Source organism: Kitasatospora sp. NPDC127035 (genome assembly GCF_042726075.1).
GTDB lineage: Bacteria > Actinomycetota > Actinomycetes > Streptomycetales > Streptomycetaceae > Kitasatospora.
The window spans coordinates 78,155-94,338 of record NZ_JBHXDN010000003.1 but is presented as its reverse complement, the minus strand read 5'-3'; the positions used below and the strand labels follow the sequence as shown (position 1 = coordinate 94,338).

At 75.9% G+C, this 16,184-nt stretch carries 8 protein-coding genes; 4 read left to right on the top strand and 4 right to left on the bottom strand.

Annotation, left to right across the window (positions count from 1 at the left end):
* Positions 1-141: 141 nt before the first annotated feature.
* The 4 genes from ACFWIC_RS02330 to ACFWIC_RS02315 all read right to left on the bottom strand — a co-directional run bounded on the left by ACFWIC_RS02330 (position 142) and on the right by ACFWIC_RS02315 (position 5,273).
* On the bottom strand, positions 142-2,163 hold the full coding sequence (locus ACFWIC_RS02330; protein WP_380515127.1) for an FAD/NAD(P)-binding protein: 2,022 nt from the start codon (positions 2,161-2,163) through the stop codon (positions 142-144).
* Between the two features lie 212 nt (positions 2,164-2,375).
* Positions 2,376-3,350 (bottom strand): quinone oxidoreductase, encoded by a 975-nt coding sequence (locus ACFWIC_RS02325; protein WP_329948182.1) that lies wholly within the window; start codon positions 3,348-3,350, stop codon positions 2,376-2,378.
* Positions 3,347-4,360: a DMT family transporter gene (locus ACFWIC_RS02320; RefSeq protein ID WP_380363106.1), complete on the bottom strand. Its 1,014-nt coding sequence runs from the start codon at positions 4,358-4,360 to the stop codon at positions 3,347-3,349. The genes ACFWIC_RS02325 and ACFWIC_RS02320 overlap by 4 nt, the downstream gene beginning before the upstream one ends.
* A 58-nt stretch (positions 4,361-4,418) precedes the next feature.
* A complete protein-coding gene (locus tag ACFWIC_RS02315) occupies positions 4,419-5,273 on the bottom strand; it encodes an S-adenosyl-l-methionine hydroxide adenosyltransferase family protein (RefSeq protein ID WP_380515123.1) in 855 nt (284 codons plus the stop codon).
* A gap of 551 nt (positions 5,274-5,824) precedes the next feature.
* Here ACFWIC_RS02315 and ACFWIC_RS02310 point away from each other — a divergent pair.
* From ACFWIC_RS02310 to ACFWIC_RS02295, 4 genes are all read left to right on the top strand, one after another.
* Positions 5,825-12,169, top strand: coding sequence for a tetratricopeptide repeat protein (locus ACFWIC_RS02310; RefSeq protein ID WP_380515120.1), 6,345 nt, complete (start codon positions 5,825-5,827; stop codon positions 12,167-12,169).
* A 3-nt stretch (positions 12,170-12,172) separates the two neighbouring features.
* The gene (locus ACFWIC_RS02305) at positions 12,173-13,507 is read left to right on the top strand and encodes a CHAT domain-containing protein (protein ID WP_380515117.1); all 1,335 of its coding nucleotides are present in this window, start codon (positions 12,173-12,175) and stop codon (positions 13,505-13,507) included.
* Entirely contained in the window at positions 13,504-14,529 is a 1,026-nt protein-coding gene (locus ACFWIC_RS02300; RefSeq protein ID WP_329880716.1) for a hypothetical protein, read from the top strand. The genes ACFWIC_RS02305 and ACFWIC_RS02300 overlap by 4 nt, the downstream gene beginning before the upstream one ends.
* A gap of 371 nt (positions 14,530-14,900) precedes the next feature.
* On the top strand, positions 14,901-16,154 hold the full coding sequence (locus ACFWIC_RS02295) for a helix-turn-helix domain-containing protein (RefSeq protein ID WP_329880715.1): 1,254 nt from the start codon (positions 14,901-14,903) through the stop codon (positions 16,152-16,154).
* The last annotated feature ends 30 nt before the right edge of the window (positions 16,155-16,184 follow it).

Below are 16,184 nucleotides of genomic sequence, written 5' to 3'. Positions count from 1 at the left end.
CGGGCGGAGCGGGGCGGGGGCAACAGCGGGGGCAACAGCGGGTGCGAACAGCGGGTGCAGGGGGCGGCGGAGGGCGCAGATGCAGCGGCGGGTGCAGCGGCCGGTGCGGGGCCGGTGCGGGGCGGTGGTACGGGGTGGCGGTCAGACCGCCACGCCGGTGTGCGGGGCGGGCGCGGTGGCCTGGGAGACCGGTGCGGGCGCGGGCGCCGGCGCCGCGGCCGGCAGGAGCGGGTGCAGGGCGAGGACGGCGCGGGCGATGGCGTCCGAGTCGCCGAGGGTCACCGAGTTGACGCCCGGCCGGATGCCGGCGGCGGTGACCCAGTGCACGGCCTCGGTCGGGACTCCGTAGGCGAACCTCCGGGGGTGGGCGCGGCCGTCCGCGGCGAGCAGCCGGTAGGGGCGTTCGGTGACGGCCAGGCCGCCGGTCTCGTACGCCGCGCCGGAGGTGTCCCGGATCCGGTAGGTGCGGGCCTGTCCGGCGTCGAGCAGCCGCCGCAGCAGCCGGTCGCCGGTGCGGCGGAGGTCCGGTTCGGGCAGCCGCGCCTCGATCAGGGCCCGCGCGCGCACCGGCGGCGCGTCGACGGCGGGGGAGTGGGCGGTGAAGGAGGGCTGCGGCCCGGTGGTGTCGAGGCCGATCCGGACGTCCGGGCCGAGGACCTCGACGACGCCGGCCTCGATCAGGGCGCGCAGTTCGTCGATCCGGGAGGCCGGCGGGCCGATGGAGAGGAACGCGTTCAGCGGGGTGTACCAGGACTCCAGGTCGTCACGGTAGGAGGAGCCCTCGATGCCGCCGTGGTCGACGGCGAGCCGGATCTCGTTGCGCAGGTCGCGCAGCACGTCGAGGGCCGCCTTGAGCGGTCCGCTGAGGTTGCCGGACCGGGCCTCGCGGGCGTCCCGGGCCAGTTGGCCGAGGAGCCAGGCTCGGTGTTCCGCCCGGTCGCCGAAGCGCCGGTCCGCGTGCGGGTGGGCGAGGGCGTGCCAGTCCCAGCGCTCCGTCTCGGGTATCCGGTGCCGGTCGAGCAGGGCGGCCCGCCGGTCGGGGTCGGTGCCGAGGTACTCCTCGGCCAGCCGGGCGCCGGTCTCCGGGTGGCCGGTCGCCGCGAGCAGCGTGGCGTAGTACACGGCCTCCACCTCACGGGCGACCAGCGGCCACAGGTCGTCGGCGAAGCGCACCGGCTCGCCCGCCTCGGCCCGCTTGCGCAGCCGGGCGACGTACTCCTCGGTGAGCAGCCGGGGGGTGTGGCGGCCGTGGGCGCCCTTCTCGTTCTCGCCGCGCGCGTGGTACGGCACGCCGCGGCGGGAGCCGGCCACGATCAGCGGCTCGCGTCCGGAGGGGTGGTAGACCAGCCGGCCGCCGTGTTCGGCGAACCGGCCCCCGCGGCCGCGGGTGAGCAGGGCCAGGTGGTCGAAGAAGTTGAGTCCGAGACCGCGGACCAGGACGGGGCGGCCGGGCGGCAGGGTGGACAGGTCGACGTCGGCGGGGTTGGCGGGCGGGAGGTAGGTGAGGCCGTGTGCGGCGGCGGCGCGGGCCAGGGCGCGTTCGCCGGACGTCGCGCCGGCCGGGACGTGGCCGAGGGCGAGGACGACCGCGTCCAGGCCGACGAGCCGCCGGCCGTCCGCGAGGGTGAGCACCTGGGACGCTCCGGGGAGCGGGTCTGTGTCGTCCAACTCGACCGCACGGGTGCGGTGTTCGACGACCCGGCAGTGTGCCGGGGCGGTGGAGCGGACGCGCCGGTAGACGTCGACCAGGTACCGGCCGTAGAAGGCGCGGGTCGGGTAGGCGTCCGGCGACAGGTCGCGGGCCTCGGCCCGGACCGGGACGTCGTACTCGCCCGGACCGCCGTGCGGGACGGTCGACTTGGCCCACTGGTAGAGGCTCGGGCCCTCCTCGACCGGGCCGTCGATGGTGACGCTCGGGTCGGTGAAGACGGTGACCTGGGAGGCCACGGTGTTCATCAGCAGCAGGCGGGACTGGGTGGTCCGCCAGACCCGCCCGGCGCCGGGCGGGTAGGGGTCGACGAGGTGGACGGTCAGCGCGGCGGCCGACGGGCGGGACCGTTCGTTGGCCAGCAGCCGTTCGAGGACGGAGAGGCCGCGGGGGCCGGCGCCGACCACGGCGATCTGCCGGTGCCGGGCCGACGGGCCGGGGGAGTGGGGAGCCATGGTCGATGTCCTCCCGTTCTGGGTCGACGCCCCGCCGGCGAAGGCGGAGTCCGGCGGGGCGTCGGGCAGGTGTGGTGCGACGGTGGTGACGCGGTCGTGACGGGCCCGGGGCGGCGTGACGCGGCCGTTCCCGGGGGCGGTGCGGAACCCGTGCGCCGGACCTCGCGCCTCGAATCCCGCGCGCCGGAACCTCGCGCGCCGGAACCCGTGCGTCAGGGGTGGCGCAGCAGGATCTTGCCGAGGCTCTCGCGGCGCTCCAGCTGCGCGTGCGCGGCGGGGGCGTCGGCGAAGTCGTACTCGCGGTCGATCCGGGCCCGCAGTGAGCCGTCGATCAGGCCGGAGAAGAGGTCGCCGGTCCGGGTGGTGAACTCCTCGCGGGTCCGGACGTGGTGGGTGAGGCTGGGCCAGGTGAGCCGCAGCGAGCCCTTCTGGACGAGGAGGAACGGGTCGATCGGGTCGGGGGTGCCGCTGGCCCGGCCGTAGACGACCAGGGTGCCGCGCGGGCGCAGCGAGTCGAGGCTGTCGAGGAAGGTCACCTTGCCGACCGAGTCGTACACCGCGTCGGCGCCCACGCCGTCGGTGACCCGGTGGACGACCTCCCGGAAGTTCTCCCGGTCGTAGCGGACCACGGTGTCGGCGCCGAGCCCGGCGATCAGCTCGGCCTTCTCGTCGGTGGAGACGGTGCCGATCACGTGGGCACCGGCGCGCTTGGCGAACTGGACCAGGAACTGCCCGACCCCGCCGGCCGCCGCGTGCACCACGACCACCTGGCCCTTGGCGATCGGGTGCGAGTCGTGGGCCAGGTAGTGGGCGGTCAGGCCCTGGAGCATCGCGGCGGCGGCCCGGCCGGAGTCCAGGCCGTCCGGCACGGCCGCCGCCAGGCGGACCGGCACGGTGACGAACTCGGCGTAGGCGCCGGGTACTTCGCCGTACGCGACGCGGTCGCCGACGGCCACCTCGGTGACGCCGGGGCCGACGGCGTCCACCGTGCCGACGGCGTCCATGCCCGGGACGAAGGGCAGCGGAACGGGGAAGACGCCCTGCCGGTGGTAGACGTCGACGTAGTTGACGCCGATGACCTCGGTGCGGATGCGGATCTCGCCGTCGGCGGGCTCCGTCACCGGCACGTCGTCGTCGACGCGCAGCTGCTCGGGGCCGCCGTGGGCGTGGACGCGGATCGCCTTCATGGGGTGGTACCTCGGCTGTTCTGGTAGGCGGGGTTGGCGGGTACGGGCGACGGCAGGCTGCCGCCGTCCGGGATCGGCAGGGGGTCGGGGGCCGGCGCGGGGGCCGGTTCGGTGGCCGGCGCGGTGGCCGGAGGGCGTGCGGGGCGGTTGGACACCAGGCCGCCGGCGATCATCAGGACGCCGCCGGCCAGTTGCAGCGGCGTGGGCGCCAGCGACAGGGCCAGCAGGCTGACGACGACCGTGAAGGCCGGCTCCAGCTGCAGCACGCTCGCGGTCTCCCAGGGTCGCAGCCGGTCCAGGGCCAGGTGCAGCGTCACGTACGCCAGGCAGAAGTTGGTGACGGCGAGCAGGAGTTGGAGGAGGAGGGTGCCCGTGCCGGGGTGCCAGCGCAGCGGACCGGGCGCGAGCAGCAGGACCGGCAGCAGCACCACCGTCGCCAGGACCAGCCGCCAGAGGCTCAGCTGGAGCGCCGGCACCCGGGCCATCAGGGACTTGGCGGGAAGGAAGGCGAGACCGGCCAGGACGGCGCCGGCCAGGACGAGCAGGTCGCCGCTGCCGACGGCGGTGAAGCCCGCGCCGGGTTCGCGCAGCACCACCAGCACGCCGCCGGCCAGGGTGACGGCGAGACCGGTGGACTGCCACCAGCGGAGCCGGTCACCGAGCAGGAACACCGAGGCGAGGACCGCCGTCGGGCCCTGGAGCTGGATCAGGAAGCCGCCGTTGACCGGGGTGGTCCGGCTCAGCCCGGTGATCACCAGGGCCAGCGAGAGGCCGGTGCCGACCACCGCGACGAAGCCGACCCGTGCCCAGTCCCGGGCGGAGAGCCCGCGCGGGACCAGCGGTCGGCGGCGCGCCACCAGGTATCCGGCCAGCAGCGCGGCGCCGATCGACAGGTTGAGCTCGGTGGTCAGCAACGGATCGATCTCGCGGGTCACCCGGTTGGCCAGGACGGCGCCGGCGCCGAAGAAGGCGGCGGTCAGCAGCGCGTATAGGTAGCCCTGCGCGCGCACGGTGGTGGGCCCTTCCGGTCGATGGGGCGGGTGGGGGCGGGATCTGCGGGGGCGGGGGTCAGCGGACCTTCACCCGGACGGTGTGGCCGCGCTCGACCCCGTACCGGGCCGCGAAGTTGCCCTGGTTGAGCGCGAGGCCGAGCTGGTCGCGGCTGGCGATGTAGGCGAGCGGCTCGCCCTCGCCGGTCTCGCCGAAGGTGCGGCGCAGCGGGGTGGAGAGCCGGGCGCCCCCGATCTCGATCTCCAGGGCGGCCTCGAAATCGACGCCCTGGCTGTCCAGGAATTCCCGGGTGATGCTGGTCCAGACGTTTCCGTAGTTCTTGTCGAGAATCGCGACCTCGCCGACTATCCAGCCGTCCTCCACGGTGGGTTCGGCGACGTCCAGCAGCGTGATGTCGGAAGCTTCGATCTCGTCGCCGATTTCGCTGAACGATATTCCGTTGGCGATGTGCGCGGCGGCGGAAATGACGATGTCGCGACCGTAGAACGTCGGGTCGATGACCGGGCGGCGGACCTTCTCGGAGGTGATGCGGCGCACCTCGGCCACGCCCGCCTCCTTGACGATGCGGGTGAGCAGTCCGTTGTCGGGTGCGAAGTAGGTGTGCCCCTGGGGCGTGCGGAGGCCGATCGCGTTGTCCTGGACGCCGGTGTGCGGGAAGGTGACGCACGCGAACACGGCGTCGCCGGGGAAGTACCGGAACGAGTCGCGGATGTAGAGGCTGGCCTCGTAGATGTCGAACGGCGTCACGTCGTGGGTGACGTCGATGATGTTGGCGTGCGGGGCGATGCTGAGCACCATGCCCTTGCAGATGCCGACGGCGTCGTCGACGAGCCCGAAGTCGGTGAGCAGCCCGACGATCGGCCGGGGCGCGAGCAGGCCGGTGGCGGCGGTGGCTGCGGGGGAGACGGACATGCTGAACCCTTTCAGGATTACCGAAACGGGACGGCGTGCTTTGGGGGTGACGGGCCGGAACGCCGCAGGGCGGTCGGGAATATCCGGCGGGAATCCCCTGGTAAAGGGCGATTCAAGCGGCGCGAGATTGAAGCGAGGCTAGCACCCGGTCGGCGCCGAAGAAAGCTTGTGCTGTTGCAGCCGCATTAAGTCGGTTCGACAAACCGGAATGATGCCCGCCACTTGGGGAAATGTGCCGGTCGGGGCCGTGGAATAGTGCGCACGGGTCGACGGAAAATACCATGACCGGGTCGGACGGGTGCGTACGTGCGCACCCGCATTCGTGTGCGGACCGGTCCCGCCCGACACGGGCGGTCGTGGACGCCGGACGCGCCGGTGAACGTGCTCGCGGACCCGCGTGCGGACGCGGCCACCGAGGACCGGGCCTGACGGAACGTCACAACTGGGCCTCGGTCGCCGCGAGCCGGCCGAACGCGCAGACGGCGCGCCCCGCGGCCGCTACGGTGGGCGGCAGCCGAAACCGGGGGGCGGGCGCCGACGTGAACATCTCCATGACGACGTACGTCCGTCCCGAGGACGGCGTGCCCGGCCACGAGCCGTTCGAGCAGCGTCCCCGAGCGGTCTCGTCGGCGGTCACCGACGGGAACCCGCACGCCGAGCAGCGGGCGGTGGTGCTGACGCCGGAGGCCGAAGCCGCGGCCCTGACGGTCGAGGCCGCACCGAAGTCCCACCACCTGCCACCCCGGCCGACCGGTGAACTGGTCGGCCGGGAAGCGGAGGTGGACGCGATCGGCGAGGCCCTGGCCGAGGGCGGCGGTCTGGTCACCCAGGCGGCCACCCTGCACGGCCTGGGCGGCGTCGGCAAGACGGCGCTGGCACTGCACTACGCCTACAAGCACGTGAACACCTACGGGCTGATCTGGTGGATCACCGCCGAGTCGGAGGAACAGATCGCCGAGGCCCTCGCGGACCTCGCCGTCCACCTGCACCGCGACTGGGCGCTGACCGAGCCCCTGAGCCGCCAGGCCGAGTGGGCGGTGGCCTGGCTGCGCGCGCACGAGAACTGGCTGCTGGTCTTCGACAACGTCGAGGACCCGGTCCACCTGGCGCCCTACCTGAGCCGGTTGCTCGGCCGCGGCCACCAACTGGTCACCAGCAGACGCGCCGACGGCTGGCACCAGGGCATCCGCCCGATCCGGATCGACGTCCTCGACGCACCGCTCGCCGTCCAGTTGCTCTGGGGCACCGCGCGGCCGGGTGAGGAGCCCGCCGGGGCCGACGAGGTCGAGCAGGCCGAGGCCCGGGCGCTGGCCGACGAGCTCGGGCACCTGCCGCTCGCCCTCTCCCAGGCGGGCGCCCACGTCCAGCAGGCCCGGACGACCTTCGGCGCCTTCCGGGAACTGCTGCGCGCCGTCGCCCCCTCCGAGTCGCCCGCCATGCCCTCGGCCCTCGACACGGTCTCGCGGCTCTGGCGCACCACGCTGCACACCGTCGGGCGGACCGCCCCGTTCGCCGTCGAGCTGCTGCGCACGCTGGCCTGGTACGCCCCGGAGGCCCTGCCGAGCGAGGCGCTGCGGCCGTTCGGCTCCCGGAGTCCGAAGGAGGTGGACACCGCCCTGAAGGTGCTGGCGGGATATCACCTCATCACCCTCGGGCCGCAGACGGTGGCGGTCCACCGGCTGCTCCGGAGCGTCCTGCGGGCGGGCGACCAGGACCGGAGGGTCCGTTCGCGGGCCGAGCGGAACCTCGCCGCCGCAGTGGCCCGCCTCTGGCCGGAGGCCGACCAGGAGGCCCGCCGGGCACTGCTGCCGCACATCAGGGAGCTGGCGTCCTCCGTCGACTCCTCGTCACGCCCCACGCCGGAGACGATCGAGCTCTACCGGCTGGCCGCCGAGGAACTCCCCGAGCCGGAACAGCGGGTCTTCGTGATCCCCCTGGTCGCGGCGGTCGCCGACGGCCGGCGCCGGCTGCTGGGCGCCGACCACCCCGAGACGCTCGCCGCCCGGGGCAGGCTCGCCGAACTCCACGCCCGGGTCGGCGATCCGGCCCGGGCGGTCGAGCTCTGCCGGGCCGTGGTGGCCGACCGCAGCCGGGCCCAGGGCCCCGACCACCCCGCCGTCCTGGCCGACCGGCACTCCCTCGCCCACGCCTACCGGAAGGCGGGCGACCACGGGCGGGCGGTCGAGGAGTTCCGGACGGTGGTGACGGAGCGCGCCCGGGTCCTGGGCGCCGACCACCCGGACACCCTCGCCGGCCGCGCCGGGCTCGCCTACGCGCTCCAGGTGTCGGGCCACCGCCTGGAGGCGGTCGCGGAGTTCGAGCTCCTCCAGGAGGACCTCGTACGGGTCCTCGGTCCCGACCACGCGGACACCCTGGCCGGCCGGAACAGCCTCGCCTACGCCCAGCTCACCGCCGGGGAGCACCGGCTCGCGCTGACGCTCTACGCGCAGGCCGTCACCGACCGGACCAGGGTGCTCGGCGCCGACCACCCCGACACGCTCACCAGCCGGGGCTGGCTCGCCGCCGCCCACGCGGCCGCCGGCGACCACCGCGCCGCCGTCGACGAGCACGAGGCCGTGGTCCGCGACCTCACGCGCACCCTCGGCGCGGACCACGGGCAGACCCTGGACGCCCGGGGCCGGCTGGTGAGGGCACGCGTCGAGGCCGGCGATCCGACGGGCGTGGTGGCCGAATCGGCGAGCCTTCAGGCGGACTGCATCCGGGTGCTGGGCGTCGACCACCCGGACGCTCTCGACGCCCGCTCCCGGTTGGCGTGGGCGTACCAGAAGGCCGGTGAGCACCGCCGCGCGGTGGCCGTCCACGAGGCCGTGGTCCAGGACCGCCGCCGGATCCAGGGGCCTGACCACCTGGACACCCTGGAGGAGCGCTCGGAGCTGGCCGAGGCCCGCCGCCTCGCCGGCGCAGCCGGGCAGGAGCTCGCCGACCGCGAGGCGCTGGTCGCCGACCGGCTGCGCGTCCAGGGCCCGCACCATCCGGACACCCTCGCGGAGCGGTCCCACCTGGCCCGCGCGTGGCAGCGGGCCGGGGACGACGGGCGGGCGGTCGACCTCGCCGAGGCGCTGGTCGAGGACCGGACGCGCGTGCAGGGCGCGGACCACCCCGGCACGCTCGGTACGCGGTGGACGCTGGCCTGGCTCTGCTCGGTCTCCGGCCTGCACGGCCGGGCGGTGGACCGGTTCGAGGCGCTGGTGGCCGACCGGACCCGGCTCCAGGGGGCCGACCACCCCGAGACCCTCGACACCCGGTGGTGGTGGGCCTGGGCGTGCCGGAGCGCCGGCGAGCACCGCCGGGCGATCGGCCTCTACGAGGAACTGGTCGCCGACCGGCTGCGGGTGTCGGGGGCCGACCACCCCGAGACGCTGTCCGCCCGGGGCGGCACGGCCTGGGCGTGCAGCGACGCCGGCGAGCACCTGCGGGCCCTCGACCTGTACGAGGCCCTGCTGGCCGACCGGGAACGCCTTCACGGCCCCGACCACCCCGGGACCCTGGTCGCCCGGGCCAGCCTCGCCCTGGCGCTCCGCAACGCGGGGCGGCACGGGCGGGCCGTCGAGTCCTACGAGGCCCTGGTGGCCGACCGGACCCGCCTCCAGGGTCCGACGCACCCCGACGTCCTCGGTCTGCGGGCGGACCTCGCCCTCGCGCTCCGGGAGGCCGGCCGGCACCGCGGCGCGATCGAGCAGTACGAGGCGCTGGTGGCGACGCGGACGCGCCTGTTCGGCTCCGACCACCCGGACACGCTGAACGCCCGGTCCGGTCTGGCGACCGCGCACCAGGCGGCGGGTGATCGTCGGACGATCGGCCTGTTCGAATCCCTGGTCGCCGACCGGACCCGTCTTCAGGGGGCGGACCACCCCGAGACGCTCGTCGCCCGGGGGTGGCTCGCGTGGACCTGCCGGGAGACCGGCGACCACGGCCGCGCGGTCGAGCTGTACGACCTGCTGCTGGCCGACCGCCTGCGGCTGAAGGGCGGCGACCACCCCACGACGCTGAGCACCCGCTCCGGCAGGGCCTCCGCCGTCCAGGGGAGCGGAGACCACCGGCGCGCCGTCGACCTGCACGAGGAGGTCGTCGCCGACCGCACCCGGGTGCAGGGGGCGTTCCACCCCGACACGCTCGACGCGCGGTGGGCCCTGTCCAGGGCCTGCACGGACGCCGGCCACCACGGCCGTGCGGTCCTCCTCCTGGAGGACCTGGCCGCGGACCGGTCCCGTGTCCAGGGGCCGGACCACCCGGGGACGCTCGGCGCGCGGTGGTGGCTGGCCCTGGCGTGTCGGCAGGCCGGGGACCACGCCCGCGCGCTGGAGCTCTACGGGGCCGTGCTGGCGGACCGGACGCGGGTGTCGGGCGCGGACCACGCCGAGACGCTCGTCGCCCGGTACGGTCTGGCCTGGACCCACCTGGAAGCCGGTGACCCGCTCCGCGCCGTCGCGCTCCACGAGGCCCTCCACCGGGATCGGCTCAGACTCCAGGGGCCCGACCACCCGGAGACACTGGCCGGGCGGGTCGGCCTGCTGCACGCGCTCGTTCTCGCCGGCCGGTTCCGCGAAGCGCTCGCCGGGCAGGAGGCACTGCTGGCGGACCGGCTCCGGATCAACGGCCCCGACCATGCCGAGACCCTGGCGGCCCGTTCGATACTGGCCTGGGCGCTGAGCCGTGCGGGGGACGGGCCGGGGGCACTGGCGGTCCGCGAGACGCTGCTCCGGGACCGGATCCGCCTCAAGGGCCCGGAGCACCCGGAGACCCTCGGCGCACGGGCCGCCGTGGCGTACGCCCTGGAGGACAACGGACGCGTCCGCGAGGCCCTGGCCGAGCGGACGAGCCTCGTCGAGGACCGCCTCCGCCTCCAGGGCGCGGAACACCCCGACACCCTGGACGCACGGTCGTGGGTGGCCGCCCTCCACCGGAACACCGGGGCGTACCGCGTGGCCGCCGACCTCTACGAGGCGCTGATCGCGGACCGGGCCCGGGTCCAGGGGCCCGACCATCCCGCCACGCTCGACGAACGCCGCCACCGTGCCCTCACGCACCGGGAGGCGGGCCGCTACCGCCAGGCGGTGTCGGAGCGGGAGCTCCTGGTCGCCGACGTCGCCCGGATCCACGGCCCCGACCACCTGGACAGCCTCATCGCGCGCTCCGACCTGGCGCACGCCCTGCGGTGGAGCGGGGACCACACGGCCGCCGTCGAGCTCTTCGAGTCCCTCAGGGACGACCTGACGCGGCTGCGAGGGGCCGGCCACCCCGTCACCCTGGGCGCCCTGGACAGCATCGCGTACACCCTCCGCGAGGCGGGCCGGTACCCGGAGGCCGCGGCCCGGTACCGCGACCTGCGGGCGGTGGCCGCCGACGCGCTCGGCCCGGACCACCGGACGGTGCTGGACGCCCGTTCGAGCCTCGGCGTCACGCTGCGGAGGGCGGGGGACTACCGGGCGGCGGTGGACGAGCTCTCCGCGCTGGTGCCCGACTGGGTGCGGGCGCTCGGACCGAACCACCCCGGGGTCTTCCTGACCGGACGCCGCCTCGCCTACGCCTCCCATCTGGCCGGTGACACCGGCACGGCCGTCACCCTGGTCGCCTCCCTGGTCGACCGGGCGGCGAAGGCGCTGGGAGCCGCGCACACCGAGACGGTGGAGTGCCGGGTGGCGCACGCCCTGTTGCTGGCGCTCGGCGCGCGGCCGTTCCGCGCGGTGGTCCTGCTGGGGGAGCTCGCCGAGGAGAGCGCCGGGAACCGGGGGCCGTACCACCCGCGCACCCTGGGCATCCGCCAGGATCTGGCCTTCGCCCGACACCGGGCCGGGGACCACACCGGGGCGGTGCGGGTGTACGAGGCCGTGGTCGAGGACCGCGGGCTCCGGCGCGAGGGCCTGTCCTCCGGGGTCCCCGCTCTGCTCGCGGCCGGGCACCGTGACACCGACGAGCCGATCGTGGCCGTGGCCGGCCGCCGGACGGGGGACTCCGAGCTGTTCCCCACGCTGGCGGTCGGCCTGGCCCGGGCGCTGGCGGCGGCCGGGCGGCACGAGACCGCGGCGGACCTGCTCGCCGCCGTCCGCGCCGGGCGGGACGCCGTGATGGGGGCCGGGCACCCGATCGCCGTGGAGAGCCGGGCGGCGGCCGGGGCGGGGGCCGCCCCGGAGCCGGCCGCGCCGCTGCCGTCCCGGCGGGCCCCGGCCGCTCTGCCGGCGGGCGGCTCGGACACGACCGAACCCGGTCCGGCCGAGCCCACCGCCCCGGCTGGGCGGGGCCCGGCCGAGCCCGGCCCCGCGGTGCCCGACCCGGCCGCGCCCGGCCCTGCCGTGTCCGAGCCGGTCGCGCCCGGCGGGCCCGCCCCCGGCCTCGCCTCGCCCGGCGGGGAAGCCCCCGTCGAGGCGGCGCCCGAGGAGGAAGCCCCTGCCGAAGCGGCCCCCGCCGAACCCTTCGGGGCGGCCGTCGCCCCGCGCGACCCGGCGGGTCCGGTCGGCGTACCGGCCGCCCGGGTCGCCTGGCGGCCCCGGATCACCCTGCTCGACGAGCCCGCGGTGGGCGTCCCGGCCCGGCTGGAGCTGCGGTTCGAGCCGGACGTGGATCCGTCCGGGGCCGCGCCCGCAGACCCCGCCGACCGCGCGGAGCCCACCGACCCCGCCGACCCCGGCGGGGCGCCGGGGCTGCCGGAGCTGCACCTGGTCGCGGCCGTCGCCTCGGACGCGGTGATCGACCCGCCGGTCACCGTCTACGACCCGGCCGGTCCGCCCGCCGAGTTCGCCCTGACGCCGGCCGCGTCCGGCCGGCACCGGATCCGGATCACCGTCTACGACCGGTGCTACGGCGTCGCCCTCCAGGACCTGGAGACCGCCGTCGACGTCACCCCCGCCGTCACCGTCCAGGAAGAGGAGCAGGAGTAGCCCGTGCCCCGGGATCTCGTCGTCCAGATCCGGCAGAACCCCTCTGCCGACTTCACGTTGCTGCCGAGCCAGGGCGGCCCGGGGTACCGGCCGGGTCCGCGCGGCCCGGAGCCGCTGCTGCCGGACCGGGGCGATCCGGGGTACCGGCCGGGTCAGCGCGGCTCGGAGCCGCTGGACCTGGAGGTGTCGCTGCGGCGGCACGGCACCGCCGACCTCCTGCACATGTCCGCCAACCGGCCGGGCGAGCGCTCGCCGCTGACCCGGGGCCATCACGCCTTCCTGGACGTCCCGGCCACCCGGTTGCTGCAGAGGGCGGCCCGGTTGCGGGCGGCCTGGCGGGACCAGTTGGTCAACTACCAGACGACGGACGAGGACGGGATGCCCCTGGCGTACCCGTTCGCGTCGGCCGTCGACCTGTCCGACCAGGTGAAGCTGGCCGAGAACCGCATGACGGAGCTCGCGGAGGAGGGCCGCTACCTCCTGGAGACGATGCTGGAGGGACCGGACCGGAACCTCGCCGAGTTCAGGGCGTTCCTCGTCGGCGCGCTCACCGAGGAGGGGCCGCTGCGGGTCAGCTTCGACTCGGACCTCCACCTGCCCTGGCCCATGATGGCGGTGGACAGCGGCCCGGGCGAGCCCTGGAAGGACTTCCTCGGCCACCGCCACCAGGTCGAGCAGACCGGTTCGTCCTACCAGCGCATCCAGGTCGCCCACCCGACCCGCGCCCGGGCGGTGACCAGCCTCAACACCGATGCCACGCTGGAGTCGGTCGGCCGGGCGCCGGAGGTCCGGAAGCTGCTGGAGGAGCGGACCGAGCTGACCGTGCGCACCGAGTCGGCCCGCTTCCTGGAGGCGCTCGCCGGTGCGGTCCTGGACGAGGACCTGATGTACTTCTGGTGCCACGGCCAGTTCGTCGACAACGGCACCCCGTTCGCCCAGCTCGCCGTCCGGCTCTCCGACACCCGGGACATCGACGCCGACCTGGTGCGCCGTCAGCGGCGCGCGCACCTCGACGAACCGGAGGCGCTGTTCCGGCCGTTCGTGCTGCTGAACGCCTGCCACGCCGGGCAGTCGGCGGCGGCCGAGCTGGAGCACCTGGGCCGGGCCCTGGTGGAACTGGGGGCGAGGGGGGTGCTCGGACCGCAGATCGAGATCCCGCAGGTGTTCGCCGCCGAGTACGCCTTCGCCTTCCTCGACCTGTACCTCACCGGCGAGTTCACCGCGGGGGAGATCACCCGGGAACTGGCCCGGCGGTTCGTCGACGACTACGGCAATCCGCTCGCGCTCACCTACTCCCTGCACTGCGGCATCGACAGCATCCTGGAGCTCACGACATGACTGCCCCCGCCGTGGTGGACCTCGACGAGCGGGGCCGGCTGCTCGTCCCCGGGACGCGGACGCCGGTGCCCGAGTCACGGGTCGCCGAGCACCTGGCCCGGTATCTGCGGGTGCCCGCACGGGCGACCGACATCTACGTGTACGTGCACGGCTGGAACACCGGCCGGTCGGCGGCGACCCGAACCGCGGCCGGACTGGTCGAACGGGCGGCCGGGTTGCGCGGCCGGGCGCCGGAGGCGTACCCGGGACTGGCGCGCGGGTACCGGCCGTGGTGCGTGGTGGTGCGCTGGCCGTCGTCGAGCGTGCCGTCGCTCGGCGGCTACCGGCGGATCCGCGACCGCGCGCACGCCATGAGCGGGCCCGGCCGGGGACAGGCGGGCTACGTGATCGGTCACCTGCTCGGGTACCTGGACGCGGGGCGCGGGAACCCGGCCGATCCGGCGGTCCTGGCCAACCGGTCGGGGCAGTACCTGCACCTGGTCGGGCACTCCTTCGGCGGCCGGTTCCTCTGCGAGGCCGTCCAGTGGGCGGCGGAGCGGCCCGCCGCCGGGCCGCAGGTGCTGGGCTGGAGCGGGAAGGCCGATCCGGCGCGGCCGTTCACGGCGGACAGCGCGCTGATCTTCCAGATGGCGGCGCCGCGGGACGCCTTCGACCGGCTGTTCCCGCGCCTCTTCGCCGCAGCGGGCCGGTCGGGGGCGCCCCTGCGCGGGCCGGTGGTGCTCACCCACTCGCGCTGGGACCGGGCGACCGGCTTCTGGCACCTGCGGGCCGAGGGCCGGCCGGGGATCGGGCACTCCGGGACGGGGTCGGCGCCGGTCGCGCAGTACTCCGAGCGGCTGCGGGCGACGAGTACGCCCTATCCGCGGCAGGCGCTCGACCACCCGATCGTCAACATCGACGCCGGTGAGGTGTACCGGGGCAGCCGGGCGGGCCGCCGGCTGGCGCCGGCCGGTGCGCACTCGGACTTCCAGCACCCCGAGTCCGCGCACCTCCTGCTCAGCCTGGCCTCGCTCTCCCGGTGACCGGGCGGGCGCCGTCCGGCCGTCGGCGGCACGCGCCCCGCGGTACCTGACGCCGTCTCGGACGGGCGCGTTCGGGCGGGCCGCGCCCGCCGCAGCCTCCCGCCGCGGTCCGGCCGGGCCGGTCGCGTCGGTCCGCGCGGCGCGCCACGGTCCGGGGACCCGGCCCCGGAGGGTTCGTGGGCGATGCGGACGTCTTGTGAACATGCGGTGATCGGCCGTTGATCGGCCGTAGAACCGCGCCGTGGAGCATCGGCGCCAGGGGGGAACACGGTTCGACGGCCGGTCCGGTCGGCGCCGCCCCCGGCGTGCCCGGCGGCCGTGCGGACCGCCGGTCCCCGGTAGTCGGTCACCCCACGGAAGGCGGACGAGGCATGGACGGCGGTCAGTCGCTGCAGTCGACGGCGGGCTTCGGAGAGGTCCTCAGGATCCGGCGCGAGCGGGTCGGCCTGACCCAGCAGGTGCTCGCCGACCACGCGACCCTGAGCGTCCGGGCGATCCGGGACATGGAGAGCGGCCGGGTACAGCGCCCCCGGCAGGAGACGGTCCGGCTGCTGGCCGACGCGCTGCGGCTGGAGGGCCGCCACCGGACGGCCTTTGAGGCGGCCGCGCGCCGCCAGGCGCTCGCCGAGGAGCCCCGGGAGGAACCGACCGCACCGCCGGTCGCCCGCGGCGCGATCGTCGGCCGCGAGCTGGAGGTGGAGGTGCTGGCCGACGCCCTCGCCGTGCACGGTGACCGGCTGGTCACCGTGGCCGGTCTCGGCGGGGTCGGCAAGACCCGGCTGGTCCTGGAGGTCGCCCGCCGGCTGCACCTCACGGCCCACTGGTCGGTGCGGTGGCTCGACTGCGCCCGGCTCCCGGCCGCCGGGACCGAACGCCGCGCCGACCTCGCCGGGGCCATCGGCGACCGTCCCACGCTGCTGGTGCTGGACGGTGCCGACGCCGGGGTGGACGCCGTCCTGCTGGACGAGCTGTTCCAGCACTGCCCCGGCCTGCGGGTGCTGATCACCGCCAGGGTGCCGCAGCCGCTGCCGGGCGGCCAGGTGATCCCGCTCGCCCCGCTGCCCACCCCCGGGCCCGAACTCGACCACGACCCGGTCGCGCTGGCCGAGGTCGGCGCCGTCCGGCTGCTCCTCTCGCACCTGCGGCGGCTGCGCCCCGGCTACCGGCTGGAGCGCGACGAGGCGCCCGCGGTGGCCGCGCTCTGCCGCCAGCTCGACGGCCTGCCCGGCGCCCTGGAACTGGCGGCCGGCTGGTCGACGGTGCTCTCGCCGCGCCAGCTGGTGGCACGGCTGGCGGACGGGCCGTTCCACCTGGCGCCGCCGCCCGCCGGGTACGGCGGGCGCGGTGACGTCGGGGCGGCGCTGGGCGCGGCACTGGAACGGCTGACGCTCGGCCAGCGGGACCTCCTGGAGCGGCTGGCGGCGGAGCCGGGGGACTGGTCGGGGGAGGACGCCGTCCAGCTCACCGGCCGGCCGCCGCAGGAGTGCTTCGCGGCGGTGCACGAGCTGCTGGCGAGCGGGCTGATCCGGAGCGTCCAGGCCCGTGAGGGCGTCCGGTTCACCGTGCTGAACCTCTGCCGCAGACTCTTCGGCGCCGCGTACCCGGTGCTGGCGACGGCGGGTTGACCGGTCGGGCCGCGCCGCCTTCCGGCAGGC

Coding starts and splice junctions, on each gene's coding strand:
- ACFWIC_RS02295 (WP_329880715.1), top strand. CDS start 14,901: ATGGACGGCGGTCAGTCGCTGCAGTCGACGGCGGGCTTCGGAGAGGTC.
- ACFWIC_RS02325 (WP_329948182.1), bottom strand. CDS start 3,350: ATGAAGGCGATCCGCGTCCACGCCCACGGCGGCCCCGAGCAGCTGCGC.
- ACFWIC_RS02330 (WP_380515127.1), bottom strand. CDS start 2,163: ATGGCTCCCCACTCCCCCGGCCCGTCGGCCCGGCACCGGCAGATCGCC.
- ACFWIC_RS02315 (WP_380515123.1), bottom strand. CDS start 5,273: ATGTCCGTCTCCCCCGCAGCCACCGCCGCCACCGGCCTGCTCGCGCCC.
- ACFWIC_RS02300 (WP_329880716.1), top strand. CDS start 13,504: ATGACTGCCCCCGCCGTGGTGGACCTCGACGAGCGGGGCCGGCTGCTC.
- ACFWIC_RS02310 (WP_380515120.1), top strand. CDS start 5,825: ATGACGACGTACGTCCGTCCCGAGGACGGCGTGCCCGGCCACGAGCCG.